24 protein-coding genes are annotated in these 26,890 nt (G+C 63.5%); 6 read left to right on the top strand and 18 right to left on the bottom strand.

Annotated elements, in window-relative coordinates; genetic code table 11:
- Window positions 1-23: 23 nt before the first annotated feature.
- Window positions 24-1,235: an elongation factor P maturation arginine rhamnosyltransferase EarP gene (earP, locus tag AB5Y81_RS16080; protein ID WP_279485415.1), complete on the bottom strand. Its 1,212-nt coding sequence runs from the start codon at window positions 1,233-1,235 to the stop codon at window positions 24-26.
- A gap of 94 nt (window positions 1,236-1,329) precedes the next feature.
- Window positions 1,330-2,373, bottom strand: a complete 1,044-nt coding sequence (locus tag AB5Y81_RS16075; protein WP_123246764.1) for a GMP reductase — start codon at window positions 2,371-2,373, stop codon at window positions 1,330-1,332.
- Window positions 2,374-2,779: 406 nt separating this feature from the next.
- Between AB5Y81_RS16075 and AB5Y81_RS16070 the strand changes: the two genes are divergently transcribed.
- Window positions 2,780-3,277, top strand: a complete 498-nt coding sequence (locus tag AB5Y81_RS16070; protein ID WP_005298299.1) for an ATP-dependent zinc protease — start codon at window positions 2,780-2,782, stop codon at window positions 3,275-3,277.
- Between the two features lie 42 nt (window positions 3,278-3,319).
- Here the strand turns inward: AB5Y81_RS16070 and AB5Y81_RS16065 are convergent, their stop codons facing one another.
- The 7 genes from AB5Y81_RS16065 to AB5Y81_RS16035 form a co-directional block, all read right to left on the bottom strand.
- Complete coding sequence (locus AB5Y81_RS16065) at window positions 3,320-4,771, bottom strand: ATP-binding protein (RefSeq protein ID WP_279485416.1); 1,452 nt, start codon at window positions 4,769-4,771, stop codon at window positions 3,320-3,322.
- Window positions 4,768-5,457 (bottom strand): response regulator, encoded by a 690-nt coding sequence (locus tag AB5Y81_RS16060; RefSeq protein WP_005298307.1) that lies wholly within the window; start codon window positions 5,455-5,457, stop codon window positions 4,768-4,770. Before AB5Y81_RS16060 ends, AB5Y81_RS16065 begins: the two co-directional genes overlap by 4 nt.
- Before the next feature lie 82 nt (window positions 5,458-5,539).
- Complete coding sequence (locus AB5Y81_RS16055; protein WP_139431983.1) at window positions 5,540-6,178, bottom strand: tetratricopeptide repeat protein; 639 nt, start codon at window positions 6,176-6,178, stop codon at window positions 5,540-5,542.
- A gap of 1 nt (window position 6,179) precedes the next feature.
- Complete coding sequence (locus AB5Y81_RS16050; protein WP_279485417.1) at window positions 6,180-7,025, bottom strand: SDR family oxidoreductase; 846 nt, start codon at window positions 7,023-7,025, stop codon at window positions 6,180-6,182.
- Window positions 7,022-7,681 (bottom strand): TenA family transcriptional regulator, encoded by a 660-nt coding sequence (locus tag AB5Y81_RS16045; protein WP_099358722.1) that lies wholly within the window; start codon window positions 7,679-7,681, stop codon window positions 7,022-7,024. The genes AB5Y81_RS16050 and AB5Y81_RS16045 overlap by 4 nt, the downstream gene beginning before the upstream one ends.
- A complete protein-coding gene (locus AB5Y81_RS16040) occupies window positions 7,678-9,144 on the bottom strand; it encodes an AMP-dependent synthetase/ligase (protein WP_279485418.1) in 1,467 nt (488 codons plus the stop codon). Before AB5Y81_RS16040 ends, AB5Y81_RS16045 begins: the two co-directional genes overlap by 4 nt.
- On the bottom strand, window positions 9,141-9,785 hold the full coding sequence (locus tag AB5Y81_RS16035) for a thermostable hemolysin (protein ID WP_279485419.1): 645 nt from the start codon (window positions 9,783-9,785) through the stop codon (window positions 9,141-9,143). Before AB5Y81_RS16035 ends, AB5Y81_RS16040 begins: the two co-directional genes overlap by 4 nt.
- A 217-nt stretch (window positions 9,786-10,002) precedes the next feature.
- Between AB5Y81_RS16035 and AB5Y81_RS16030 the strand changes: the two genes are divergently transcribed.
- From AB5Y81_RS16030 to AB5Y81_RS16020, 3 genes are all read left to right on the top strand, one after another.
- The gene (locus tag AB5Y81_RS16030; RefSeq protein ID WP_139725040.1) at window positions 10,003-10,641 is read left to right on the top strand and encodes a class I SAM-dependent methyltransferase; all 639 of its coding nucleotides are present in this window, start codon (window positions 10,003-10,005) and stop codon (window positions 10,639-10,641) included.
- A 133-nt stretch (window positions 10,642-10,774) separates the two neighbouring features.
- Entirely contained in the window at window positions 10,775-11,995 is a 1,221-nt protein-coding gene (locus AB5Y81_RS16025) for a winged helix-turn-helix domain-containing protein (RefSeq protein ID WP_279485420.1), read from the top strand.
- Between the two features lie 55 nt (window positions 11,996-12,050).
- Window positions 12,051-12,827, top strand: a complete 777-nt coding sequence (locus AB5Y81_RS16020) for an ABC transporter substrate-binding protein (protein WP_201898949.1) — start codon at window positions 12,051-12,053, stop codon at window positions 12,825-12,827.
- 139 nt (window positions 12,828-12,966) lie between these two features.
- Here AB5Y81_RS16020 and AB5Y81_RS16015 read toward each other — a convergent pair whose 3' ends face one another.
- Window positions 12,967-13,608 (bottom strand): TetR/AcrR family transcriptional regulator, encoded by a 642-nt coding sequence (locus AB5Y81_RS16015; RefSeq protein ID WP_279485421.1) that lies wholly within the window; start codon window positions 13,606-13,608, stop codon window positions 12,967-12,969.
- A gap of 94 nt (window positions 13,609-13,702) precedes the next feature.
- Here AB5Y81_RS16015 and AB5Y81_RS16010 point away from each other — a divergent pair, with 94 nt between their 5' ends.
- On the top strand, window positions 13,703-14,401 hold the full coding sequence (locus AB5Y81_RS16010) for a hydrolase (RefSeq protein ID WP_279485422.1): 699 nt from the start codon (window positions 13,703-13,705) through the stop codon (window positions 14,399-14,401).
- A gap of 109 nt (window positions 14,402-14,510) precedes the next feature.
- On the opposite strand, the gene frdD is transcribed toward AB5Y81_RS16010, so the two are convergent.
- The 7 genes from frdD to mscM form a co-directional block, all read right to left on the bottom strand.
- Entirely contained in the window at window positions 14,511-14,867 is a 357-nt protein-coding gene (gene frdD / locus AB5Y81_RS16005; RefSeq protein WP_005298330.1) for a fumarate reductase subunit FrdD, read from the bottom strand.
- A gap of 112 nt (window positions 14,868-14,979) precedes the next feature.
- On the bottom strand, window positions 14,980-15,378 hold the full coding sequence (locus tag AB5Y81_RS16000; RefSeq protein WP_005298336.1) for a fumarate reductase subunit C: 399 nt from the start codon (window positions 15,376-15,378) through the stop codon (window positions 14,980-14,982).
- Window positions 15,379-15,394: 16 nt separating this feature from the next.
- Window positions 15,395-16,129 carry a succinate dehydrogenase/fumarate reductase iron-sulfur subunit gene (locus tag AB5Y81_RS15995; RefSeq protein WP_005298338.1) on the bottom strand — a complete coding sequence of 245 codons (735 nt, stop codon included), beginning with the start codon at window positions 16,127-16,129 and terminating at the stop codon, window positions 15,395-15,397.
- Window positions 16,122-17,906, bottom strand: a complete 1,785-nt coding sequence (gene frdA / locus AB5Y81_RS15990; RefSeq protein WP_279485423.1) for a fumarate reductase (quinol) flavoprotein subunit — start codon at window positions 17,904-17,906, stop codon at window positions 16,122-16,124. The genes AB5Y81_RS15995 and frdA overlap by 8 nt, the downstream gene beginning before the upstream one ends.
- 517 nt (window positions 17,907-18,423) lie before the next feature.
- Complete coding sequence (locus tag AB5Y81_RS15985; protein ID WP_017764984.1) at window positions 18,424-20,301, bottom strand: methyl-accepting chemotaxis protein; 1,878 nt, start codon at window positions 20,299-20,301, stop codon at window positions 18,424-18,426.
- Between the two features lie 132 nt (window positions 20,302-20,433).
- The gene (locus tag AB5Y81_RS15980; protein WP_279485424.1) at window positions 20,434-21,144 is read right to left on the bottom strand and encodes a glycerophosphodiester phosphodiesterase; all 711 of its coding nucleotides are present in this window, start codon (window positions 21,142-21,144) and stop codon (window positions 20,434-20,436) included.
- Window positions 21,145-21,166: 22 nt separating this feature from the next.
- Window positions 21,167-24,445, bottom strand: coding sequence for a miniconductance mechanosensitive channel MscM (mscM, locus tag AB5Y81_RS15975; protein WP_139753215.1), 3,279 nt, complete (start codon window positions 24,443-24,445; stop codon window positions 21,167-21,169).
- 155 nt (window positions 24,446-24,600) lie between these two features.
- Between mscM and AB5Y81_RS15970 the strand changes: the two genes are divergently transcribed.
- Complete coding sequence (locus AB5Y81_RS15970) at window positions 24,601-25,935, top strand: MATE family efflux transporter (RefSeq protein WP_042049708.1); 1,335 nt, start codon at window positions 24,601-24,603, stop codon at window positions 25,933-25,935.
- An 87-nt stretch (window positions 25,936-26,022) separates the two neighbouring features.
- Here AB5Y81_RS15970 and AB5Y81_RS15965 read toward each other — a convergent pair whose 3' ends face one another.
- Entirely contained in the window at window positions 26,023-26,847 is an 825-nt protein-coding gene (locus AB5Y81_RS15965) for a M23 family metallopeptidase (RefSeq protein WP_279485425.1), read from the bottom strand.
- Window positions 26,848-26,890: the final 43 nt, after the last annotated feature.

The following is a 26,890-nucleotide window of genomic DNA, read 5'->3' as shown; positions in this document are numbered from 1 at the left end:
ACGGACGGATAAAAACTGCCAGATTATATACGGCTTTCTAAAAATTTCACCAACCTCGTGACGAGATCCCCGTCCTGGAGCAGCTTATGTGACCAGTGTCGCCCATGTTGCTGCCATATCGCGGCGTGATCCGGCCATTGGGCCCACCATTCGCGGCTATTTTCCCCCTGATTGAGGGCGTGGCTGAAACCGCGCAGCCACTGGCTGGTGGCGGTGGGCAGCTCCGCCAGATAGTGGTCGAGAAAGCCGTTCAGCTTGACCATGTGCGCCTGCTCTTCCTGCGGGTAGATATGCCAGAGGAAGGGGCGGGCAGCCCACTGGGCCCGCACGAAGGAGTCTTCGCCGCGCACCAGGTTGAGATCGCAGCTCCACAGCAGCCGATCGTAGCCGGCCTGATCGGTCATCGGCAGCAGCTTGATGGCGAGGTTGCCCGAGTGCAGCAGATCCCCCGCCCGGGCCGTGGGGATGGCGTCTGCCAGCCCGGCGCCGGTGAGCACGTCGTTGAGGGAGCGCCCGAGCGGCAGCAGCAGGGTGACGGGGGTGGCGCTCTGGCACCAGCACTCGACCAAGCTGGTCAGGGCGGCGCTCTCGTAGGTAAAGAGGCTGACCCGCAGCTCGTGCTCCTGTTTGGGGGGCAGGCCCAGGCTCGCCCAGTAGGCGTTCAGTCCCGCTTCATCCTGTTGCCAGCGCTCGCGCTCGACGATGAGACCGCGCTCGCACAAGAGGCCGCCGGTTCTGGCGGTGAAGCCCGGGAAGAAGAAGTATTTGTTGAGACTCAGGCTGCCGAGGCTCTGGCTCTCGAGACGTTGGGGGGAGGCGAGGCCATGGCAATCCTCGACCCAGCTCTCGGCCGAGAGGTATTCGAGGTTGAGCCAGCAGGGGGGGCTTGGCTGGCTCGCCATCTGCGCGACGAAGGGGGCGGGCAGTTCACAGGCGAACGCCTCGATCACCACCCGGGCCGGGATGGTGTCCGCCGGCAGGGTCTCGTGCCAGTGCTGGATATGGATGCCGTCGACCCACTGGCTCTCCTGCGCGGGGTCTAGCCCAAGGCAGATGCGGGCGAAGCTTTCTAGATCGTCCACCCAGAGCCGCACCTGAACCTCACTCTCCTGCGCCGGGAGCGCTCCTTCCTGTTTCAACTGGCGGGCCAGCCGCCAGGTGACACCGATGTCACCGAAGTTGTCCACTACGCAGCAGAAGATGTCCCAGTCAAACGGGGGAAGCGGGCTTGTCATGTCGCGGGGTTCCAGATGCAAAAAACCGGTGCGCAGGGTAGCACACCGGTTGGCTGGCTTCTAACCGTCAGCGCGTGACGGTGGCTGCGGCAGGTTACTCCTTGCCGTAGACGTTGTTCTCTTGCTCACGCACCCGGATAAAGGTGGTGCGCTTGGTGAGTTCCTTCAGCTGGCTGGCCCCCACATACGTGCAGGTGGAACGCACACCGCCCAGGATGTCGCGCACCGTGTTCTCCACCGGGCCGCGGTAGGGCAGCAGGACTGTCTTGCCCTCGGAGGCGCGGTACTCGGCGACGCCGCCGGCGTGCTTGTCCATGGCGCTCGATGAGCTCATGCCGTAGAACTTCATGAAGGGTTCGCCATCCACATCGACGATCTCGCCACCGCACTCCTCGTGGGCCGCCAGCATGCCGCCCAGCATCACGAAGTCGGCGCCGCCGCCAAACGCCTTGGCCACATCCCCCGGGCAGGTACAGCCGCCGTCACCGACGATCTGGCCGCCCAGACCGTGGGCCGCATCGGCACACTCGATAATGGCGGAGAGCTGCGGATAGCCGACGCCGGTCTTGACCCGGGTGGTGCAGACCGAACCCGGACCTATGCCCACCTTGACGATGTCGGCGCCGGAGAGGATCAGCTCTTCGACCATCTCGCCGGTCACCACGTTGCCCGCCAGGATGACGTGGTTGGGGCAGGCGTCACGAATCTTGCGCACGAACTCGACGAAGTGCTGGGAGTAGCCGTTGGCCACGTCGACGCAGATGAAGCGCAGCGCCTCGGACATGGCGAGGATCTGACGGGTCTTGTTGAAGTCATCCTCAGAGGTGCCGGTAGAGACCATCACGTGGCCCAGCAGGGCCGGGTCGGTTTCATTCACAAAGGTTTGCCACTGCGCAAGGCTGTAGTGCTTGTGTACTGCGGTCATCATCTCGAAGCCGGCCAGGGTACGCGCGATGGCGAAGCTGCCGACGGTATCCATGTTGGCGGCAATGACGGGCACGCCCTGCCATTGGGTCTGGGTGTGCTTGAAGGTGAACTGGCGGGTCAGGCTGACTTGGGAACGGCTCTTGAGAGTAGAGCGCTTGGGGCGGAACAGGACATCCTTGAAACCGAGCTTCAAGTCTTCTTCGATACGCATTACGAATTCCTTATTGAGCCTTGTTTGATAGGTCACTTTGCAGTGGCAACTTTTCGGCAGGCACAAAAAAACCGGTGGTTTTCAGGGCCTCCGGTTTACAACAGTGTAGGCAAAAATCCATCCGGAACAAGACTGATAATTCGCGAAGCCTTGTGGTAGCCTTTGGCGTCACAACCTGAGCACAGCCTCGGGTTTCATCCAACGCCAATCTTGCCTCCCTCCTTGCCTGCCAGGTCGGCTTCTGATGACACTGTTCTGCCCCGTCACCGCAGGCTGCTGACGCACCGCATCCGGCCACTCGTTACTCGCTGGTCTGCCGTGCTTTTCAGCGGTTGACAGTGGCGCTTTCCATCCCCACTCTGGGCGGCTCGGGCCTGTGTCGGCCCCGTCCTGACAAGGAGTAGACATGATCCGATTGCGAATGATACCGCTGCTGCTGGCCGGGTTCGCCCTGCCGGCCCTCGCCGCGCCGGCGCCCGCCATCTATGGCTGGATTGAGAAGGGGCTCATCATGCCAAGCGGGGTGGCGGTGAAGATGAAGCTGGATACCGGGGCGCTCACCTCCTCGCTCGATGCGCGGGATCTGCGCCACTTCAAGCGTGACGGCAAGCCCTGGGTGCGCTTTACCCTGCAGGTGACCGATGCCAATACCGACCGGCAGGTGAGCCAGACCCTGGAGCGGCCGGTGGAGCACATGGTGACGGTGCGTGGCGCCGGCGGCATGGAGCAGCGCCCCACGGTCACCATGTCCATCTGCCTGGGTGACAAGGTGTACGAGGAGTGGTTCACCCTGCGGGATCGCAGCAAGATGATCTATCCGGTGCTGTTGGGGCGCCGCCTGCTGGCGGATCTCGGCGCGGTGGATTCGAGCCGTACCTTCACGGTGCAGCCGAGCTGCCGCTGAGGCGAATAGCAGCATGAGAAACGGGGGCCTGGCCCCCGTTTCTCATTGCGCTGGTTGGGTCTGGCGGGCAGGGGCGGGCAGCAGCACGCTCACCTCCAGCCCCCCTTCTGGCCGGTTGTGGATGTCGAGATCGGCGCCGTGCAGCTGGGCGATGCGCGAGACGATGGCCATGCCGAGGCCGACTCCGTCCCCCTGCTGGGGATTGACCCGAAAGAAACGCTCGCACAGGCGCGACAGGGCGGCGGTGGGGATGCCGGGGCCGTTGTCGCGGATGTCGACTCTGACCCTGTGCCCCTCCTGGCGCGCCTCGACCACGATCTCTCCCTGGGCCTGGGTGTAGCGCAGGGCGTTGTCGATGAGGTTGCTGAACATCAGCTCCAGCAGAGTGGCCTGCCCCATCACCGTCAGTTGCTCGGTGCCCTCCAGCGACAATTGCTGATCCTTTTTCAGGGCGATGGGGGCCAGGGTGGCCAGGGTGCCCTGCAGCAGCAGGTTCAGGTTGAGCTCGCTCAGCTCCAGCCCCTGCTGGTTGTCGATGCGGGCCTGGGTCAGCAACTGGCGCAGCAGCCGATCGCTGCGATCGAGCGCCAGCAGCATCTTCTGCAGGGAGTGCTGACGGCTCTCGGCATCCTCGGCGGCCAGCGCGTTCTCGCTGTGGATGCGCAGCACCGCCAGCGGGGTGCGCAGCTCATGGGCCGCCTCGTTGGTGAACTGCTTCTCCCGCTCTATGGTGTCGGCAAGGGCGTGCATCAAGCGGTTGATCTCGTTGGTGAGCGGGGTCAGCTCCTGGGCCCGGATCTTCAGGTTGAGCGGACTCAGGTTGGCCGGGTGGCGCTCACCGATGGCCTGGGCCAGCTGGCGCAGCGGCGCCAGCCCGCGCGAGATGAGCCACCACAACAGGCCGAGCAGGAAGGGCAGGGTGATGAGCAGCGGCAGCATGGTCAGGGTGGCCATCTTGCTGGCCAGCTCGCTGCGCTCGTCGTCCCGCTCCGCCACGATGAGCCAGGTCTGCGCATCCTGGTTGTAGAGGGTGAAGGTGCGCCACTCGTGGTTGTCCTTGGTGACGCTGTTGAAGCCGGGGGCCAGCGCGCCGAGGGGCTGGCTGGGGGCGCTGGGGGAGCGCAGCAGTATGCCGCCCTGCTCGCTCAGCAGCTGGAAGTAGAGGTTGCGTTCGAACTCGTGACCAAAGGGGGTGAGCTCTCTGTCTTCCCCCCGCAGGTTGAAGCTCTTGTCTTTCTGCCACGGCTCCGGGTTGCTCTGCTCCCACTCCTGATAGACGGTACCGTTGGCGGGCAGCTCGCCGTTTTGTTCCAGATAGCGGCCGAGCAGCTGGTTGGTAATGCGGGCCGACTGGGCGAGCCTTGCATCGAACAGCTCCTCCATTTCGTGGCTCGCTTCCAGATAGCCGATGAGGGCGCTGACGGCCAGGCTGGCGCTGACCAGCGCCAGGATGCCGGAGAGCAGAAAGCGGCGGATGGAGCGGGGACGTGTCATGCCCGGCCGTCCCGGCGCTGGGCCTGCTCAAGCTGGGGAATGATGTAGCCGACCCCGCGGATATTGCGGATGAGGTCGCTGTAGAACTTCTTGCGCAGGTGGTGAATGTGCACCTCTACCGCGTTGCTCTCGGCCCCCTCGTCCCAGCCGTAGAGGCTCTGCTGCAGCTGATCCTTGCTCAGCACCCGGCCGCTCTGGGTGATGAGCTCCTGCAGCAGCTTGTATTCGTGGGGGGTGAGCTTGACCGGCTCGCCGCGATAGGTGACCTGCTGGGACTCGGGATAGAGCTGCAGTTCGCCGTACTCGAGCACCGCCTGGGCCTGGCCCTTGCTGCGGCGCACCAGGGCGCGCAGGCGGGCGTTGAGCTCCTGCAGGGCGAACGGCTTGACCATGTAGTCGTCGGAGCCCGCATCCAGCCCCAGCACCCGGTCGTCCAGGGCGTCGCGGGCGGTGAGGATCAGCACCGGCAGCGTCTGCCCTTCCCGGCGCAGCTTGCGCAGCAGGCTGATGCCGTCGATGTCCGGCAGGTTGAGATCCAGAATGAGCGCGGCAAACTCCTCGCTCTTGAGCACCGACAGGGCAGGCAGCCCCTGCTGCAGCCAGTCCACCGTGTAGCCGCTGCTGCGCAGGGCATCCACCATGCCGTCGCCCAGCATCACATCATCTTCCACCAACAGGATCCGCATTGTTATTCCCCTCAAAAGACGCTGCCCACCAGTATGCAAGCTGGTGGGCAGAGTTTAAATAGCCCGCTGATCCCGAACGGATTTACAGCTTGTCGAGGCGGTCGCGGATCTCGATGCGCCGACCCTGATCCGCCAGCTCGCGACCCGGCCGGGGCGGGGCGCTCAGCGCCTTCTCCAGATAGCTCTTGGCCTCGGCCTTGCGACCCTGATCCAGCAGGAAGTCGCCGTAGAAGAAGTTGGGGTCTATGCCGGTCGGGTTGATGGCCAGCGCCTGCTTGAGCAGCTGCTCGGCCTTCTCGTCATCGCCAAAGCCCACCGGCCAGCCCGGCACCTGGTAGTAGAGCGAGCCCAGGCTGGTGTAGGCGGAGCCGTCCAGTGCCTTGGGGTCCTGCCTGAGGGCGATCTCCAGCTTGGCCTTGGCCTCCTTGACCAGACCGAGCGCACCCAGCCCGCCCTTGGCGCCGGCCCAGGTGCTTTTGACGATGGCCGACCAGATCAGCAGATCGGTGCGAAAAGCCTCCTTGGCGCTGGCCTGATCGGCCTCGCTGCTCAGCTGTTCGAGACAGCTCTCCTTGGCCTTGCCGGTCTGTTGATACTGGCAGACGGCCCACTGCTGCTGGATGGCTGGCAGGGCGTCGGCGGCCTGGGCCATCCCCGAGCCCAGCATGAGCAGCAGGAGGGCGCCGTGGGTGAAACGGGGGCGGAAAGTGGCGTGCTTCATCTTAACGTTCCTTCTCTGTCATGACGGAGGTGGGGTGCCCCGACGTGCCGGCAGCGGGCGCCGGGTGGCGGGCATAGCGCTCTATGATGGGTTTTTGCCTGGCCAGCGCCCGGTCGACCAGGCCGGGCAGCAGGCCGTTGAGCCGCACGAACAGCTTCTCCGGCCAGCCGAGCCAGCTGCGGCGGGTTTCGTTGCACAGGGCGATGACGGCCTCCTCGGCCACGTCCTGCGGGCTGTCGGTGTGGGTGCCGAGCTCGGCATTCATCTCGTAGGCCGCCTCCGAGTTGAGGCGGGTACGGGTGGCACGGGGGGCAAAGTGCAGCACCTGGATGCCGGTCCCCTCCAGTTCGCGGCCGAGCGCCTCGCTAAAGCCGCGCAGGGCGAACTTGCTGGCGCAATAGACGCTGTAGCCGGCGTAGCCGATGGCACCGAAGCTGGATCCGATGTTCATGATCACCGCCGGTTTGCGCAGGCGGGGCAGCAGCATGCGGGTGAGCTGGATCGGCGCCTCGACGTTGAGCAGCAGCTGGCGCTCGACCTGCTCGCTGCTCTGATCCTCCAGCCAGGCAAACTGGTTGCAGCCGGCGTTGTTGATCAGCACGTCCAGCCCCTCGTCCAGCGCCGGGTGCTGCAGCAGTCTGGCCCGCTCCTGGGGCGAGCCCAGATCGGCGATCACCGTCTGGTGGCGCTCCGGGTGCGGCAGCTCCTTGCACAGCCGATCCAGTGCACCGGCCCTGCGTCCGTGCAGCAACAGGTGCGCTCCCTGGGCCGCCAGCTCCTGGGCCAGCGCCTCGCCGATCCCGCCGCTGGCGCCCGTGAGCAGCACGAGTTTTCCTTCAAGCTTCATGATGTCTGGTTTTCCGTCAGTTGATAGAGCATGTCGGCGTAGAGGCGGTAGACCACCCTGGCCGAGTGAATGATGGCCGCCTGATCGGCCGGGCTCTCCACCCGGTTCATCAGGGATTCGAAAAACTTGAGGTGATCCTGATCCAGTGCGCCGTGGGAGCTGAGATAGCTCATGGCCTGGGGCGGCAGACCGAGGCCAGCCTTGAGCTGGTCGGCCACGGTCAGGGCGATGGCGACGCTGGTCCCCTCCAGCACCTGCACCATGCCGAAGAAGCCCATGGGGTTGCCGCGCTGCACCTGGTCATAGAGAAAGGCCACCATCAGCTCGATGGGCAGCTCGGGCTGGCCGTGGCGCACCGCCTCGGCATCGCCGCCGCAGGCGCGGATGTCGCTCAAAATCCACTCCTGATGGCCGTACTCCTCGTCGATGTACTCCTTGATGGCGCCGCGCACCCACTCATACTCCTGGCCCAGCTTGCCGCCCGTGGCCATCAAGAGCGGCACCGTGTGGCGCACGTGATAGAAGGCCTGGGAGAGGAAGCGTAGATAGGTGTCGCGGGAGATCTCCCCCTTGCGGCACGCCTCTATGATGGGGGCGTTGAACAGATGCTCGCGCTCACTGGCAGTGGCTTGTTGCAGAGTCTGATAGAAGCTCATGAGGTCTCTCCTGTAAGGCATTGGCTTATCTGCCGGGAAAAGTGGTGATAAATCCGTTCGCGACGGGGGCGGCCGTTGGCAGTGAGCAGCTCCGGATGTTGATCCAGCGCCACCGGCAGCCAGTGATGGATGCGGGCATAGTCGGGCAGGCGATGATTGAGCTGCTCGATCTGCTGGGCCAGCAGGGCGTCGGTGCCGGGCTGCGGCTGGATCAGGGCGACGTTGGCCGGCTGGCCGTCGCCGAAGATCACGATGCGGGCGATGGCCGGGCAGAGCTGGGCTTCCGCCTCGACCCACTCGGGGGAGAAGTTGCGGCCGAAGGCGGTGATCTGGACGTTTTTCTTGCGCCCGGTGATGTGCAGATAGCCCTCGGCATCCAGGTGGCCCAGATCGCCGGTGGCGACCTGTACTGGCGTCGGTTCGTCGCTGTCCAGATAGCCGAGCATGGCGGCTCCCTCCACCAGGATCTCGCCGTCGGCGGCGATCGATACCCGGCAGTGGGGCAGTGGCTGGCCGACGCTGCCCAGGCTGTGGCCATCGGGGCCGTTGAGGGCCACGACGGAGCCGCACTCTGACAGGCCGTACCCCTCGTAGACCGGCAGCCCCAGCTTGCGGGCCCGGCTGATGAGCTCGGGCGAGACCTTGCCGCCGCCCACCGCGACGAAGCGCAGGCCGGCCAGCTGTTCGGCCAGCGCCGGGTTGGCGCTGCACAGGGCTAGCAGCAGGCGCAGCAGCTCGGGCACCAGCACCAGGCTGTGGGTGGGCCAGCGCAGCAGGGCCTGGGCCAGGGTGGCCGGATCCAGCTTGCTGGAGCCGGCAAAGCCGAGCTCTGCCAGCGAAGGGATGCGGCTGCAGGCACCGGTGAGCAGCGGCACGTAGAGACCGGTGAGGTTTTCCAGCAGGGTGGTGAGCGGCAGCAGGGTCAGGTGTTTCTCAACCTTGGCCGGGGCGACCCGTTCGGCCAGCGAGCTGCAGACCGCCATCATCTGGGCCAGCGACAGGCAGACCCCCTTGGGCTGCCCTGTGGTGCCGGAGGTATAGGTGATCTTGGCGGTGCCGGCCGGCAGGGGCGGCAACCGGGCAGGGGGACGGCGCCACAGCGGTAGCTCGCCAACCACCAGTTGCAGCGGATCGCTGGCCTGCCAACCGGGATGGTGGGGGCCGATCAGGGCGTCGGCGCCGCTGCTCTCCAAGAGCCACTCCTGCTGCTCCAGGCTGAAGAAGTGGGGGATCGGGATCACCACGATACCGGCCATGGCGCAGGCGAGATCGATGAGCGCCCAGGGCAGGCCGTTGTCCAGCTGCAGCGCCAGTCGGCTGATCCCGGCCATCTGCAGGCGGTCGGCCAGCGGCGGCAGCTGCTGCCACAGCGCCTCGTAGCTGAGGCTGTGCTGGCTGCTGGCGAGGGCCGGGCTGTGGGGCGTCTGGCGGGCAAAGTAGGCGATTTGGTCAAACAACATCATAAGGCGCTCCGATGCGGGCAGTTGAACAGGGAGGGCATGGGCGCCAGCAGGGAGAGCAGCAGGCTGCCCCGGGCCAGCGCCTGCCGTCCGACGCCGAGGTCGCCAACCATCACCTTGGGCTGGCAGTGGTAATAGGCGCCCCAGGCGCTGGCGTCGTCACCCACCTTGTCGGCCTGGGCGGGGGCCAGCTCCACCGGGGTGAGATGGAGGCGGTGAAAGCTGTTGCGCAGCTTGGCGGTGCCGGTGAACACAACATAATCGAGGTCGTTGTCGCACAGCAGGCGGCAGAGCGCCGCAAACATCAGGCGGGCGTTGCCGGGCTCGCTGCAGGCGAGGTTGCCCACCTCGACGATGCGATCACGCCGGGCGGGGGCGCCGAGCCGGGTTTCGATGGCGACCTCGATGGGCTGATCCAGATACTGTTCCAGATAGAGGCGATCGCTGCCGGCCAGCTTGAGACCACAGGCGCCGACCAGCAGGCCATCGGCCCGGTAGAGACCGAGCAGGCAGGGCAGAAAATGGGGAATGCGGGCGTTGAACTCCTGGCTGTAGGCCGCCTGGATGTAGCCCTGCAGTGCCATGACCTGTTGTGGGGTATCGGCCAGCGTCAGCCGATAGGGGGCTTGAATGTCGGTGGTCATGGATGGCTCCTTCTTGTCGATTGTCATCAGACTAAAGGGGCAAACTTAAGAAACCCTTAAGAGGTAAAAAATCTGTTTCACACAGATGCAACTGGTTGAAAAAAGAGGTAAAGCTGCGACCCGAACACGGGGCGTGCGGACAAAAACCTTGTCAGCCGCCAGCCTGGCAGGCAAGCTGCGGCCACGTTTGACCGCCCCGCTTTCGAGAGGAGATGCCATGACCCCCTTATCCTGCCCGCTCTGCTGCGCCACCGATGCCTATGAGCTGCCGGTGGCCGGCAAGCTGTACCATCGCTGCCGGGCCTGCGAGCTGGTCTGGCTGGATGCGGCCGAGCACCTGGATCCCGCGCGCGAGAAGGCGGTCTATGACGGCCACGACAACCAGGTGGATGACCCCCGCTATCGCCATTTTTTGCAGCGTGCCTTCGGCGAGGTGCAGCGCCGCCTCCCTCCGCCGGCCAGCGGCCTCGATTTTGGCTGCGGCCCGGGCCCGGCGCTCATCGCCATGGGGCGGGAGGCGGGCTACCAGATGGCGGGCTACGACAAGTTCTATGCCGATGAGCCCGAATTGCTGACGCGGCAGTATGACTTCATCACCAGCACCGAGGTGATCGAGCACATCGCCACCCCGAGCGCCGTGCTGGAGACGCTGTGGGGCTGCCTCAAGCCCGGCGGCCTGCTGGTGCTGCAGACCCAGCGGGTGCTGGGGGACGAGCGCTTTCGGCAGTGGCGCTACCGCCACGATCCCACCCACATCGTCTTCTTTGCCGAGGCCTCCTTTCGCGCTCTGGCGGACCGCTGGCAGGCGCAGGTCGAGTTTCCCCACGCAGATGTGGCGGTGTTCACCAAACCCTGAGCCGGGCGTTTTCATTTGGCGGCGGCTTGGGCATGCTGATGGCCTGATTGGCGGGATCCGCTTGCCTGTTCCCCTGCATTGAGTCCCAGGCGCCGCAAGCCGTCCGTCCCCCGATACCAAGGAGTGGTTCTTCATGTCGATTCCCCATCTTTCACTGCAGGATGCCCGCCATCTACAACTGGCGGCCCAGGGCCTGCTGACGCCGCGCCGCGGCAAGGCGAAACCGGCCGATCTGCTGGCCACCATCCGCCGCATGGCGCTGCTGCAGATAGACACTATCTCGGTGGTGGCCCGCAGCCCTTACCTGGTGCTGTTCAGCCGGCTGGGGCAGTACGAACCAGGCTGGCTGGAGCAGTTGCTGGCCGATGGCGATATCTTCGAATACTGGGCTCACGAGGCCTGCTTCGTGCCGCGGGAGGATTACCGCCTGCTGCGTCATCGCATGCTGGATCCCGCCGCCATGGGCTGGAAATTTTCGGCCAACTGGCTTGCCACCCATCAACAGGAGATTGGCGAGATCATCGAGCGCATTCGCCAGCATGGCCCGGTGCGGGCGGCGGATTTTGAACGCAAGGGGGGCAAGGGCAATGGCTGGTGGGACTGGAAGCCGGAGAAGCGCCATCTGGAGGTGCTGTTCACCGCAGGCCAGCTGATGGTGCGCGAGCGGCGCAACTTCCAGCGGGTTTACGATCTGGCCGAGCGGGTGATGCCCGAGTGGCGCGACGCGCGGGATCTGCCGAGCCCGGAACAGGCGCAAAGGGACATGGTGCGAGCCAGTTGCCGGGCGCTGGGGCTGGTCAAGACCGGCTGGGTGGCCGACTACTATCGGTTGCGACGCGGCAAATACGACGCCCTGCTCCATCAGCTGGCGGACGAAGGGGAGCTGCTGCCGGTGCGGGTGGAGGGGTGGCAGCACGGCGCCTTCGTGCACGCCTCGCTGGCGGACGAGCTGGCCCGGGCCCAGGCTGGCACCCTCAAGGCCAGTCACACCACGGCGCTGTCACCGTTTGATCCGCTGGTCTGGGATCGCAAGCGGGCCAGCGAGCTGTTCCAGTTCGACTATCGCATCGAGTGCTACACCCCGGCGCCCAAGCGCCAGTACGGCTACTTCGTGCTGCCGCTGCTGCATCGCGGCAAGCTGGTGGGCAGGATGGACGCCAAGGCCCATCGCCAGCAGGGGATCTTCGAGATAAAGAACCTCTATCTGGAGGCGGGGGTCAGGGTGACCCGGACCCTGGCGCAGGACCTGGCCAAAGCGCTGCAGCGGCTGGCCAACTGGCACCAGACTCCGACCTTGCGCTACGGCGCCATCCCCGCGCCCCTGCTGGCCCTGTGGCAGGAGGGGGCACCCTGAAGGGGAGCATCACCCCGTCTGCACTAAGCTGCAAGGGAGGCGAAGGAGGGAGACAATGACGCGAGCCATGTTGTTGCTGCTGGGATGGGGCCTGACCGGGCTGGTGGAGGCGGCCCAGCCCGAGGTGCAGATCTGCCTGGGGGAGGGCAACGAGTGGGCCCCCTTCACCTACTGGGAGCGCAAGGATGGCGTGCCCGATACCGGCCGTCTCACCGGTTCGGCCACAACCCAGGTGCTCGAGGCCCTGCAGCGGCTCGGCTTGTCCTACAAGATCCGCTATCTGCCCTGGGCAAGGGTGCAGCAGGAGCTGGCCGACTATCGCCAGAACCGCTTGTGCGAGCTGACCTGGGATGCCAGTTACAAACCGGAGCGGGCGGAATATGCTTTCTACAGCGTGCCGCTTTACTACACCCACCTCGGATTTTTCTACCTCAAGCGGCGCTTCCCCGAGGCGCCCGATCTGCAGACGGTCAATCGCTCACGGGTGTGCGGGGTGCTCGGCTACAACTATGCCCCCTACGGGCTGGCGCAGGAGCCGCGCCGGCTCAAGCAGTTGCAGCAGGCGCTGGACATGCTGGGGCGCGATCGCTGTGACTTTTTGCCCAGCGAGATTGAACCCCTGATGAGCGGTATCGGCCTTGGCATCTACCAGAGCGAGAGCGGCCTGCTCCACCTCGCCCTGCCCAGCCGCAAGGGCTTCTATCTGCTGGTGAGCAAGGGCTCGCCGCGCTCCTATGAGCTGGTGACCCGCCTCAACCAGTTGCTGATCGAGTTTCAGGACAGCGGTTACAGCGACGAGGTGATGCGCCGCTTCTTGCCGCCGATGGAGTGATGACCATAAAAAACCGGGCCTGATGCCCGGTTTTTTATGGCTGTGATGGCGCTGACTGGGGCGGCAACTTATCAGCAGGTTTCGCGTGCTGATGTCATCTCGCCCTTTGCCGCGACGCAGCCTCCTGGCCGAGGGGGCTTTACCCTCGCACCAGGCCGGGCAGGACCAGAGCAACGGCGGCGGCGATGCGCGCGCGGATGTCGCTGCCCGGCGCCAGCAAGCCGAGCGCCATCTGGCGCAGCGGCTCCGCCATGGTCATCGCCAGCAGCAGATCGCTGGTCTGGGCTGAATCAAGCTCGCGCAGCCAGCCCAGTTGCTGCTGGCGCTGCAACCACGCCGCCAGCGTCGCCCTGCCGCGCGCAATACCGTTCTCCTGATAGGCCATCAACAGGGCATCGCGCCCTGTGAACTCATGCTGCAGCAGCCGGAACATGCCGACCGCCTGAGCACTCAGCACCTGATCTGCAATCGCCTGCAAGCCCTGCTCCAGTATCTCCCCCAGGGCGCCTGGGTGAGTGGCATCCTGCTCGAATGCGGGTTGAAAGGCATCGGTCCAGCTGCGCACCGCCTGCGCCACCAGTTCGTCGCGGTTGGCGGCAAAGCGGTAGAGGGTCTTCTTGGCGACCCCCGCCTCTTTGGCCACCGCATCCACGGTCGCGGCGCCGTATCCTCCCTTGAGCAGCAAGGTCAGCGTTGCCTCGGCGAGGGCGCCACGCAGATCCGCTTCCGGGGTGACCGGACGGCCTCGTGAGCGTGTCTCTTGATCGGTTTGCTGTGACATGATGGGCTCCTGGAAAGCATTGACAGACTCAGCATACAGGCATAGCGTAATTTAGGAAACGACTTTCGTTTCCTAAATTTATCGGAGTCTCATCATGAATACTTCCGCCTTGTTTGCCCCCTGGGGCGTCAATGACATCAATGAGTTGCTCAGGCCGCAGCCGCTGCGCCTGGAAATGGGCCTGACCCGCAGCACCGAGGGCCTGCTGACGGTCGCCATCCGCACCGATCTGCACGGCTGCAAGGGGCGCATGCTGGATTGGTGGTTCACCTTCTTCGAGACGACCCAGCACATCCATTGGTGGCACCCCCACGACCACGTCGAACACCGGGGCTGGGATCATCACTGGAAGAGAGGTGAGCGTTATGTGGGAGCCAGCATAGAGGCGGTGGAGTGGCTTGCCGAGCTGCCGCCGGTGGCAGCTCGCCTCAAGTTCCACGGCGCCGAAGAGGTGTTCGCCCCGCAGCCGCTGCAGGAGGCGCGGGAGACACAGGCTCTCTCTGCCGCCATCTGCGCCCGTATCGGCTTTGGCGATGAGGTAGTGCTGGATGAGAACGGGGCGCCGCTGGATGGCGAGATGTTGCACCTGGCGCGCGATACCCCATACGGCTGTGTGCTGCGCAGCCGCTTCCTGCTGGGCAAGGCCTGCACCAATCCGCTTGACGAGGTGCCGGACGAGATAGGCTTCAATTTGATGCGCCACTGCTACAGCGAATTCAGCTATCTGGCGCAGTTTCTGCCGTCGCTCTACTACGCGGAAAACGGCCGTGAGCCGGCACCGAGGCTCTGGTGAAGGATGCCGAACGAGTGCGCAGGCCAGCTGCCGGATGGAGATGAGCCGCGGAAGATGGTCATAAAAAAACCGGGCACTTGGCCCGGTTTGTCATGCAGTCTGGATGTACTTACTGGAACACCAGCACCATCAGCAGACCCAGGGTGATGGCGGACACCAGGAAGGCGAAGCCATAGAACACATAGTGGTGCAGCTTGGTGGTGTGGATCCCCAAGTCATGCAGGCCATGGTAGATGCGGTGCATGCCGTGCCAGATGGGCAGGGCGATGATGGCCAGCAGGATGCAGGCACCCCACCAGGAGCTGGCGAATTCCAGCACGCGCTCGTAGCTCATGGTCTCCACGTCCATGATGCCCATGGGCACCAGCAGACCTGTGATGAGGACAATGACCGGCAGCAGCATGGCAACGACCATGCCGCCGGCACCAAACAGACCCCAATATATAGGCTCGTCAGAACGTCTCATATTTTTTCCTCAAATCATGATTGAGTGATCGTGGCCAACGTTTCTGAATGAGAGCCCGGTACCAAACAGACACCAATAACCAGGCTCGTCAGAACGTCTCATTGTTTTCTCCTCAGGCCACGATGATCAGGACAAGCAGGGATACCACCGCCAGCGCCACATACTGGGCGATGACGATCGGCTTCTCCGGCACCAGGTCTTCGCCACGGAAGATGCGCATGGCTTTCGGCGCCAGTGCGAACCAGGTCTTGGCGTGGAACAGGCAGGCTGCCAGGGCGATGACATGGAACAGGATGGCGATCGGGCTCTGCAGGGATTCCAGCCAGCCGTTGAACGCCTCCTGACCCTGTACCAGCCGCAGCAGACCCCACATCAGCACGACGGCGTAGATGGAGACGAAGATGCTGGTGCCTTCGCGGATCATGTAGCCGGTGTAGAAGGCATTCTTCAGCCACCAGTCTTTCTTCATTTCGCGGACGTAAGGCTTACGTTTGCTATTGGTGTTGTTCATGGTCTCATTCCTGCTCTCAATCTGGCTTGAACATGGCGATCATGTAGTCCTTGGCGCTCTCGACCTTGCCAAGCTGGATGGCGGCGGCCGGATCCACGCCTTTCGGGCACACTTCGGAGCAGTAGCCCACGAAGGTGCAACCCCAGACGCCCTCGTCCTGGCTGATGATCTTCATCCGCTCTTTGGACGCGCTGTCGCGGTTGTCGGCGTTGTAGCGGTAGGCCAGTGCCAGGGCCGCCGGACCGGTGAACTTCTTGTTGATGCCATACTGCGGGCAGGCCGCGTAGCACAGACCGCAGTTGATGCACATGGAGAACTGGTGATACTTCGCCATGTCAGCCGGGGTCTGGGTGTACTCGCCATCGCACAGGTTGCGCGGTTCAGACGGGATGATGTAGGGCTTGATGCTCTCCAGCTTCTCGATGAAGTCGGACATGTCGACCACCAGATCGCGCTCGATCGGGAAGTTGTTGAGCGGCTCGATAGTCATCTTGCCCGGCAGGTAGTCCCGCAGGAAGGTCTTGCAACCGAGTTTCGGAATACCGTTGACCATCATGCCGCAGGAGCCGCAGATCGCCATCCGGCAGGACCAGCGGAAGCTCAGGGTAGAGTCCAGATGATCCTTGATGTATTGCAGCGCATCCAGCAGGGACATCTCTTTGAGGTAGGGCACCTGGAAGGTCTGCATCCAGGGCTCGTTATCCTGCTCGGGACGGTAGCGCAGGATTTCAATTTCGATCATCTCAGCCATTCTTCTTAGCCTCGTCTTGTTTCTCACCCTCGGAACCGTATACGCGTTTCGCCGGTTGGGATTTAGTGATCTTCACATCGGAGTAATCGATGGTCGGGGCCCCTTCGCCGTTGTAGAAGGAGAGAGTGTGCTTGAGGAAGTTCACGTCATCGCGCTCCTCGTAACCGTCCAGACGCTGGTGGGAACCACGAGACTCTTTCCGGTTGAGGGCGGAGTGCGCCATGGCTTCGGCCACGTCCAGCATGTAGCCCAGTTCGATGGCGTACAGCAGGTCGGTGTTGAAGACCGAGGACTTGTCGTTGATCTTGATCTTCTTGTAACGGGCTTTCAGCTCGTTGATCTTGTCGATGGTGCCCTGCATCAGCTCTTCGGTACGGTAGATACCGACCCCGGCTTCCATGGACATGCCCAACTCGTTGCGGATATCCGCCGGGTTTTCGGTGCCGTCGATATCGAGCAGGGAGAGGTGCTGCTTGATCAGCGCCTCGGCCTTGGCGGCCAGCGCCTGGGTGTTGCCGTGAGACTGAGTCTTGGCAAATTCACCGGCGTGCTCACCGGCCACCTTGCCGAACACCACGATCTCGGACAGGGAGTTGGAACCCAGACGGTTGGCGCCGTGCAGACCGACGGAGGCACACTCGCCCAGGGCATAGAGGCCCGGCAGACGGGTGGCGCATGCGCCGTTGGTCTCGATGCCGCCCATGGTGTAGTGGGCAGTCGGACGCACCGGGATCGGCTCCTTGACCGGATCCACACCCACGTAGGCCTTGGCCAGTTCGCAGATGAAGGGCAGACGCTCTTTCAGATACTTCTCGCCAAGGTGGCGCAGGTCGAGGTGAACCACGTCGCCCATCGGGCCCTGGATCACGCGGCCTTTCTGTTGCTCCTGCCAGAAGGCCTGGGAGAGGCGGTCACGGGGACCCAGCTCCATGTGCTTGTTCTTCGGCTGGCCGACCGGGGTTTCCGGGCCCAAGCCATAGTCTTGCAGGTAGCGGTAGCCATCCTTGTTGAGCAGGATGCCACCCTCACCACGACAACCTTCGGTCATCAGGATACCGGTGCCCGGCAGGCCGGTCGGGTGATACTGGACGAACTCCATGTCGCGCAGCGGTACGCCGTGGCGGTAGGCCAGCGCCATGCCGTCACCGGTGACGATGCCGCCGTTGGTGTTGTAGCGATAGACACGACCGGCGCCACCGGTGGCCAGAATGACGGATTTGGCCTGGATGAAGCGAGTGATGCCGTTCTGGATGTCAAAGGTCAGTACGCCCTGGACGCGGCCATCTTCCACGATGAGATCCATGCAGAAGTGCTCATCGAAGCGCTTGATGCTCGGGTACTTGATGGAGGTCTGAAACAGGGTGTGCAGAATGTGGAAACCGGATTTGTCTGCCGCGAACCAGGTGCGGGGGATCTTCATCCCGCCGAAACGGCGCACGTTGGCCTTGCCGTCCGGCTTGCGGCTCCAGGGGCAACCCCAGTGCTCCAGCTGGATCATCTCGTTGGTGGCGTTGTTGACGAAGTAGTCGACCACGTCCTGCTCACACAACCAGTCGCCACCGGAGACGGTGTCGTTGAAGTGGTTTTCGAGGGAGTCATCATCACGGACGACACCGGCGGCGCCGCCCTCTGCGGCCACTGTGTGGCTGCGCATCGGGTAGACCTTGGAGATCAGGGCGATCTCCAGCTCCGGGTGAGCTTCCGCTATGGCGATTGCGGCACGCAGGCCACCACCACCAGCACCGATGATGGCGACATCGGTCTTGATAATATCCACATCTGCCTCCTTAGGGATAGATTTGCTGGGCACGATTTTGCTCTATGAAAAAAATTCAGGCTTGATGCAAGTCAAACTGGTCTGTTTTAGTGCTTGGCAATGGTGATCTTTATCAAAATCACCCCATTCCTTGGATGAAAACGCCGTAATTATCGCCATCCTGCAGTTATCGGTATCAGCCGCTGTCATTACTATGGTTATTTTAAGCTCAGGATTATACGTAGTTTTCTTTCAAAAAAATGAGAAACACCTCTCTTTTTAGGTATTACCCCCAAAGTTTTTAAGTTTTTTATCAAAAATATTTAATAAGAATTATTCACGGATAGAAGAATGTGGTGATTGAGTTCAAAAAACTAATCCGAAGATTGTGATGGGTCAGCTGTTGCAGAGTCGATGGCTGACCGGTGTCGTGCAGGAGAGTCGGTAATCCCTGCGGGTTGATGTAGTAATAACTATTGAAACCAAAGCATTTTTTCATAAAAAAAGGGGCCTGCATGGCCCCTTTTGTCGAACAGCATCAGATGCGGAACATGCCGACCTGATTGCTCAGTTCACCTGAAATATTTTTAAGTTGTTCAGAGAGATGGCGCGAGCTGTCGGCATCGACCGCCAGCTCGTCCGAGACATCCTTGACCGCCTGGATGTTGCGGCTCACCTCGTCGGTAACGGCACGCTGCTCCTCGGCGGCGCTGGAGATCTGGGTCGCCATGTCGGAGATCTGGTTGATGGAGGCGGTGATCTGCTCCAGTGCCTGGGTGGCATCGTTGGCATCTTCCACGCTGTTCTGGGCCAGCAGCTGGCCTTCGTGCATGGTGCTGACGGCGCCCTGGGTGTTGCGCTGCAGGGTCTCGATCATGTTGCGGATCTCGACGGTGGAGCTGTGGGTGCGCTGTGACAGCACCCGCACCTCGTCGGCCACCACCGCGAAGCCGCGGCCCTGCTCGCCGGCACGGGCTGCTTCGATGGCGGCGTTCAGTGCCAGTAGGTTGGTTTGCTCGGCGATGCCCTGAATGGTGGAGAGGATGGTGTTGATCTCCTGAGCGTTCTTCTCCAGCTCCTGGATGATGCCGGAAGCCTGTTTGACCTGGGTGGCGAGATCCGTGATGGAGCGCTGGTTGCGGGCGATCACCTGCTTGCCGTGCTCACAGCTGCTGGAGGAGCTGCGGGCCGCATCGGCAGTCTGCTCGGCGTTGCTGGCCACTTCCACCGCGGTGGCGGACATCTCATGCACCGCAGTCGCGATCTGGGAGATCTCGTTTTGCTGGCGGGCCAGACCTTGGCTCGATTTCTCCGCCATGTTGTGGGACGACTTGGCCTGCTGGTTCAGTTGCCCGGAGGAGTTGGAGATGTCCTGTACCATCACGTGGATGCGGTCGATGAAGGTGTTGACGTGTTTGGCGACTATGCCCACTTCGTCTTCCCGCTCGATCTTGACGCGGCGGGTCAGATCCCCGTTGCCGCGGGAGAGATCGGCAATCGCCTCACCTAGAGTCTTCAGCGGTGCCAGGGAGCCGCTGATGGCGACGTAGGAGAAACCGGCCACGATGAGGATGGTCAGCAGGCCTTGCAGCAGGGCGGAGGTGACCATGCGCGAGACGGACTGGTAGGCGACCGCTTCGTCCACCACGATGCCGAAATACCAGTTGGTGTTCGGGATCTCGGTCAGGTCGAATACGCTGGGTTTGCCGCTGATCTCCATCTCGGAGATGGTGTTGTCATGGGCCAGTTCGTTGACCTTGGCGGCTGTCAGATCGGGGGAGAGGGCGGTGGCCGGCTTGAGCGCCAGCTCCTTGTCCGGGTGGGCGATGATGGTGCCATTACCGTCAACCAGGATGGCGTAGGTGCCTTCCGAATTGAGGGCCAGCACATCGCGTACCAGGGCATCGATGGAGACGTCACCGGCGATGACCCCCTGGGTGTTGCCCCGGGTGAAGGGTTCGGCGATGGTGATGATCAGCTGACCCGTGGTGATGTCGGCATAGGGCGAGGTGATGGCCAGCTTGCCGGCGGCCATGGCGTCCTTGTACCAGGGACGTTGACGGGGGTCATAGCCGGCCGGCAGGTCGGTCGGCTTGCTCTGGATCATCTTGCCATCCTTGGTGCCCACGTAGACCAGGTCGAAGTTGCCTGCGTTCATGGTCTGGGCCAGATGGCTGATGGGTTCGTCTTCCTTGGCGAAGGCCTCCTTGGTGGCGGTGACCATGCCGATGCGGGCATCCAGCCAGCGGGAGATGCCTTTGACATTCGAGACCGAGCTGTCGTCGATGAAGCTCCAGATCAGACGCCGGGTCTCGCTTTTCAGTTGACTTGTGTTGTACCAGACCTGCAGGCCTGTGATGACCAGGATAATGACCCCGATGGCGAGGACAAGCTTGTTCTTGATGGATAAGTTCATGTTTACATCCTTGTGAGCTTCAGTCTGCGATGTGTGGTTTTATTGTTATGGGCCAACACTGTATCGGCCAAAGTCGAACTTTTTGTATCCCGGTGCGCCATTAAATTTATAGCTTAAATCAGCGGTTATCGATCACCCCCAACACAATGAGTCCAATTTGGCGGATGGCAGAAAGCGATCCGGCCGGTTGGTGAAGATGCCGTCGACGCCGATGGCGGCCAGCATAGCCTGATCGGCGGGATCATCGACCGTGTAGACCAGTACCCTGAGCCCGCGATCGTGGGCATCCTGCACCAGCTGTTGATCGACAAAATCCACGTCGCAGTTGAGCGACCAGGCCCCCAGCTCGGCCGCAAAGGCCGCCTGGGTGAGGGGAATGGTGGAGGTGAGCGCCCCCAGCCGGATCTCGGGGCGCAGGGCGGCGAAGCGGGCAAGCTCGGGATGGTGGAAGGAGGAGACGACCCACTGGGCGGTCGTGAAGCCAAGCTCGGCCTCGGCACGCCGGGTCAGTCGGGCCACCTCGTCGGCTGTTTGTGCTCCTTTCAGCTCGATATGCAGCTCGGTCTGTCCGGCGATGGCCTCCATCACCTGCCACAGGGTCGGGATCCCCTCTCCCTCGCCGGCATTCAGGCTTTCCAGATAGGTGCGTGACTGGGCCATCAGCACGCCGCGGCCGTCGGTGCAGCGCTCCAATCTGCGGTCATGGAAGACCCACAGCTCGCCGTCGGCCTGCTGCACGTCGATCTCGATGGCTTCAGCCCCCAGCGTCAGCGCCAGCCTGATGGCCTTGAGGGTGTTCTCCGGTGCCAGTCCGCTGGCGCCGCGATGGGCGATGATCTGCATGTTGTGCTCCTGTGAGGGCGACTCAGGCCCGGCTCAGACGAATGTCGATCTGCTGGTGCGGCAGCCCCAGCCCCTGTTGCTGCAGTTTCTCCAGCACCAGCGAGTGGACCTCGTGGGTGATGGGCATGCGGTGATCCATGCTGTTCACGTAGAGCCGGATCTCGTAGATCAGGGCCGAGTCGGTGAATTCGATCAGGAACACCTCGGGGGAGGGGGTCTCCAGCACCAGGGTGGAGGCCTTGATCGACTCTTCCAGAATGGTCTGTATCTTTCTCGGCTCCTGGGTCAGGCCGATGCGGATGCGCAGCCGTACCCGGGTGATGGCGTCGGACAGGGACCAGTTGATGAACTGCTCGGTGATGAAGGCCTTGTTGGGGACGATGATCTCCTTCCTGTCCCAATCCACTATGGTGGTGGCGCGGGTCTTGATCTTGGTGACGGTGCCGGTCAGCTCGCGGATGGTGACAGTGTCGCCGAGCCGGATCGGTTTCTCGAACAGTATGATGAGGCCGGAGACGAAGTTGGCGAAGATCTCCTGCAGCCCGAAACCCAGGCCCAGGGAGAGGGCCGCCACCATCCACTGCGCCTTGGACCAGTCGATGCCGAGGATGGAGAAGCCGGTCAGCGCCCCCACCACCAGCACTATGTACTTGGTCACTGTGGTGATGGCGAAGCCGGTGCCGGGGGAGAGGCTCAGGTGCTGGAGCAGGGTCAGCTCCATCAGGCCTGGCAGGTTGCGGGCGGTGACCACGGTCAGGATGAAGGTGAAGGCCGTCAGCATCAGATCCTGCAATGTGATGGCGACGACCTGCTCGATGCCGCCGATCTTGCTGCTCACCTGCCACACCTCGATGCTGCGCAGGAAGCTGAACGCCGAGTTGAGTTCGGACCACTGCACCACCACCAGCATGGTGAAGCCCAGCATCAGCAGGGTGCGCACCAGCCCGAGGGACTGGGCGCTGATGGTATCCAGGTCCAGCTCGGTGTCCTCCACCACGTCCGGGATCTCGGAGCTGAGCTCGTCGTGTCCCTCTTCCCGGCCGCGCTGGGCCAGGATCTCGGCGCGCTTGCTCTTGGCCCGCTCGAAGGCGAGGCGGCGGCGCTGGATCAGCATCCAGCGGTGCGCCAGATAGTAGACGAGCAGACAACCCAGCCCCATCAGCAGGCTCAGCTCTAATTGGCGCAACAGGATGCGGGAGGTATAGAAGTAGCCGAGCAGGGAGCCGATCACCGCCAGCAGCGGCGCCAGCATCAGGCTGTTCCAGATGAAGTGGTGCAGCAGGTGGGGCTTGGTCATGTCGGCTTGACCCCAGGTGAGCGGCAGCCGCTCCCGGTTGAGGCGGGCGAAGAACAGCAGCAGCCAGAGGGCGCCGACGATGAAGGCCAGCCGGCCGAGGGAGTCGTAGAAGGCGTGCTCCTGATAGCTGTTGGCCATGCCCTGCACGAAGAAGCTCGGGATGATCACCAGCAGCAGGGTGCGAAACTGGCTCCACACCTTCTGCACCCGCTCCTTCTGCCAGCGGAAATGGAGGATCAGGATCCCCTTCTCCAGCGTCAGGTGGCGCGCCATCAAGAGCGCCAGCAGCAGGAACCAGATCTCGCCGAGGCCGCGGGCCACCGCCACCGCGAACGGGTATTGCCAGGCGCCGTCGAGCAGGCCGCGCACCATCAGCACCATGGCGGGCAGCGGCAGGGAGGCCAGCAGAGAGCGCATCAGCAGCCGGCTGGTGAGGCTGAACTTGTCCTGGGTCACCTTGCCGATGCGGGGCGCTATGTACTGGCTGTAGTGGGTCAGGTGGCGAGCCAGTTTGAACCAGCACCAGGCCAGCACCAGGATGCCGATACCGGCGAAAGTGAGGGTGATGGGGTTGTTCTCGGCGATGGCCTGGGGCAGCTGTAACCAGTTGACCGGGTTGAGGGCGAGACCGAGGGCGGCCGGCACCCCGAGCAGCACGGCCGGGGTGAGCGGGCGCACGTCCGGCATCCAGAACAGGTGGCTGGCGCTGAGCTCGCGGATCTCGTCGATCTTGCTGTTCTGGCGGCTGTAGAGCAGCTTGAGCCGGGTCTGCTCCTGAATGAGGCTGTCGGCGGCGTCGTTGAGTCGGGTCAGCAGCTGCCGTCTGGCCTTGAGCAGGTTGTCGAGCACCGCCAGCTGGGCGCGATCCAGGGTGATGCCGTCGGTGGCCAGCAACTGATCGCGCAGCTGACGCGGATCCTTGAGGGCATCCTGCTCGGTCTCGTACTGGTATTTGGCCATGCGGGCGTTGACGATGGCCGACTCCAGCTTGTCGAGGGGGAAGTAGGCGGGCAGATCCGAGAGCTTGCTGCGCAGGTTCTCGCCGTAGGCGTTGCTGATCTGCAGCCACTCCAGTTGCTCGCGCACCGAGTTGACCAGGTCGTTCAGGGTCGAGAGGTTCGTGTCGATCACCCGCTGCTCGTCCTGCACCCGCTCAATCTGATCTTCGAGCGCGCCGAGCTGGATGGAGAGCGCCTGGTTCTGCTGTTGCTGCTCCAGCAGCAGCGGCATGTCGGAGGTGAGCTGCTTGCGCAGCCGCTCGCTCTCCGCCAGTGCCTGTTCTGTCTTGTCGCGGCGCAGCTGGTTCTGCTGGTTGAGCAGGCTGGTCTGCCACTCGTCCTCGTCGGTGATGGCGAGGTTGAGCTCCTGCAGCCTGAGCTTGCCCAGATCGTTGCGCTGCTGGGCGGAGAGCTGCTCCAGCTCCAGCATCTGGATCCGGTCGGAGAGGCTCTGCTCCTTGAGGCGGGTCACCAGCTGCTGGGCATCCTGCTGGCGGTCAGACTCGCTGCTGAAGCTGAGCCGATCGAGCAGGGCACGGGTCTGCTGCAACTGCTTGCGCAGCTCGTCGACCCGCAGGTGATACTCCTGGCCGGTGCTCTCCAGCTGGTTGAGGCTGTCCATCACCCCCTGGCGCTCCTTGCGCAGGTTGAGCTGGCGGTTGCTGCTCAGGCCGATGGCCTGGCGCAGCGCCTCCTCCTTCAGGGATGAGAGGGCAGGGCGAGGCTGGGGCTGGTAGTTGTGCAGGCTCTCCTTGAGGCGGGCCGACTCCTTGGGATAGTCGATGAGCACCTGCTGATAGGCCTTGCCCTGCTCGCGGTAGCGCTGGGCCTCCCGGGCAAATTGCAGTGCCTGCTGGTAGCTCTCCCGCAGCTTCTGGTTCTCCGGGGTGTCCGTCTTGGGCACGCTCTGCAGCAGCTCTTCCACCTGGGTGATGGCGTCATCGGCCTGGGCAAGGGGAGAAAGAAGAGTAAGGCAGAGCAGCAGGGAGAGCAGGCGTTGCAACATGGCGCACGTTTCCGTTCAGGTGGAGTCGCCCTAGCCTAAAGCAGGGGCCAGGGCGGGTAAAGTTTTCCATATTAATGATTTGTAACATAAATAACGGGCGATCCCGGCCCGCTTTGGCTATCATTCCGGCCGTTTTCCCCTCCATTGAGCATCCTATGTCCGCAGTCGATCTGGGCACGGCCCCCCTTTCCCGCCTGTTCTGGCGCTACGTCACTCCGACCGTGGCCGCCATGCTGGTCACCGGCATCTATGTCACCATAGACGGCATCTTCGTCGGCCATATTCTGGGCCAGGACGGCCTGGCCGGCATGATGCTGGCCTACCCCATCTGCGCCGTGCTCTATGCGGTGGGGGCGCTGATCGGCATGGGCTCCTCGGCGCTCGCCTCGTTTTATCTGGGCAAGGGGGAGCAGGCCAGGGCCCGTCACATCGTCGGCAACGCGCTGGTGATGGTGCTCATCGCCTCGGCGCTGCTCGCCTTCATCGGTATCCACTATGGCGACGAGATGCTGGTGTGGATGGGGGCGGAGGGGGCCATCTTCGACGCTGGATACGCCTATCTGCAGTGGTACTCCTGGCTCGGGGTGTTCGCGGTGCTCTCCATGGCCTTTACCGCCCTGCTGCGCAACGACGGGCGACCCGGCCTCACCACCTGGATCCTGGTGGGGGGCGGCGTGCTCAACGTGCTGCTCGACTATCTGCTGATGGCGGTGATCCCCTGGGGGCTGGCGGGGGCCGCCATTGCCACCATGCTCTCCCAGGCGGTGACCGGGGGGCTGTGCCTGTGGCACTTCTTCACCCCGCGCAGCCAGCTGCGCATTGGCTGGGATACCCTGCGGCCCGACTGGCGGCTGATGGGGGAGACATTGCGACTCGGGGTGTCGAGCTTTCTGATGTACCTCTATCTGTCGGTGGTGCTGGCGCTGCACAACAAGGCGCTGCTCTCGGTCGGCACTTCACTGCACGTGGCTGCCTATGGGGTCATCAGCTACAGCGAGGCCTTCTTCTATCTCATCTTCGAGGGGATCGCCATGGGCATCCAGCCCATCGCCAGCTTCAACGCCGGGGCGGGCAACTGGGCACGGGTGCTGCGGGTGCGCAACCTGGCGCTCGGGGTGACGCTGCTGGTGGCCCTGTGCGGCATGTTGCCGCTCTATCTCTGGCCGGAGGGGGTGGTCTACCTGTTTGCCGGTGACAACGCGGCCCTGTTGCCGGTGGCCAGCCTGGGCATCTGGCTCTACTTCTGGGGCTTGCCGATGGAAGGCCTGCTGCTGGTGGGGGCCACCTACTTCCAGGCCATCAACCGGGCCCGTATCGCTTCCCTGCTCACCGGCGGCAAGCTGGTGCTGATCGGCGGCTTTCTGTGGGGCTTCTCTTCCCTGTGGGGGGTATCCGGCGTCTGGTTGGCGCTGCCCACCTGCAGCACCCTGCTGGTACTGGTGATGTGGCGGGCGATGAACAGGGAGGCGCGCCAGCACAGCGCTGCCTGACAGGTGGTCATTCGTCCATGAAAAAGGCAGCCTAGGCTGCCTTTTTCGTTTTGAACGCCCCTGCCTGCGCGCGACAGGTCTCCGGCCTCAGGGCTTGAAGGCACCGATGAAGATGGCGGGATCGACGCGGGCGTCGTTGAGGCTGACATTCCAGTGCATATGGGGACCGGTGGCGCGGCCGGTGGCGCCGACCCGGCCGACGATGCCGCCGCGGGGCAGGCTCTGACCCAGCTTCACGTCGACCTTCGACATGTGGCAGAACATGCTGATGAGCCCCTGGCCGTGGTCGACGAACACCGTGTTGCCGTTGAAGAAGTAGTTGCCGATCAGGATCACCTTGCCCGCCGCCGGCGCCTTGATGGGGGTGCCGGCACCGACTGCGAAGTCGAGGCCGGAGTGGGGGTTGCGCTCCTCGCCGTTGAAGAAACGGCGCAGCCCGAACGGGCTGGAGAGCGGCCCCTCCACCGGCTTGTCGAACAGCAGGTTGCTGGGCTGGGCCGGGCTGAAGGTCTGGTAGGCGCGGGTCTGTTCCGCCAGCTCGCGGTTGATGCGGGCCATGTCCTCGGCCAGCGGGTTGACCTGGCGGCTGTTCTTGAGCTTGATGTGCTGCTCGCGGTATTGCTTGCTGCCGACCGTGAAGTCGAGGGTGCGGCCATCGCTCACCTGCAGCTGGTGGGGGCCGGGCTGGCTCTTGAGGGGGATGCCGACGATGGCAATCCAGCGCTTGCCCTCTTCACGCACCACCAGTACCGGCTTGTCCTGATAGCGGGCGGTCGGGGCCTGCGCCTCGCTGCCAAGGGGCACCACGGCGACGCCACCTGGCACCGGGTGGTTGAGCAGGCGACTGATGAAGCCCTCGGCGAGGGCGGACTGGCTGGCCAGCAGCAACAATAGACAACAAACGACTCTCATGATGATTCCAGGCTGGGTTGACTAAGACGAAACGGTAACGAAA

The sequence above is a fragment of the Aeromonas sp. s2 genome (assembly GCF_040907935.1).
GTDB lineage: Bacteria > Pseudomonadota > Gammaproteobacteria > Enterobacterales > Aeromonadaceae > Aeromonas > Aeromonas dhakensis.
The sequence above is the reverse complement of the archived record's forward strand: the minus strand, read 5'-3'. Positions and strand labels throughout refer to the sequence as shown.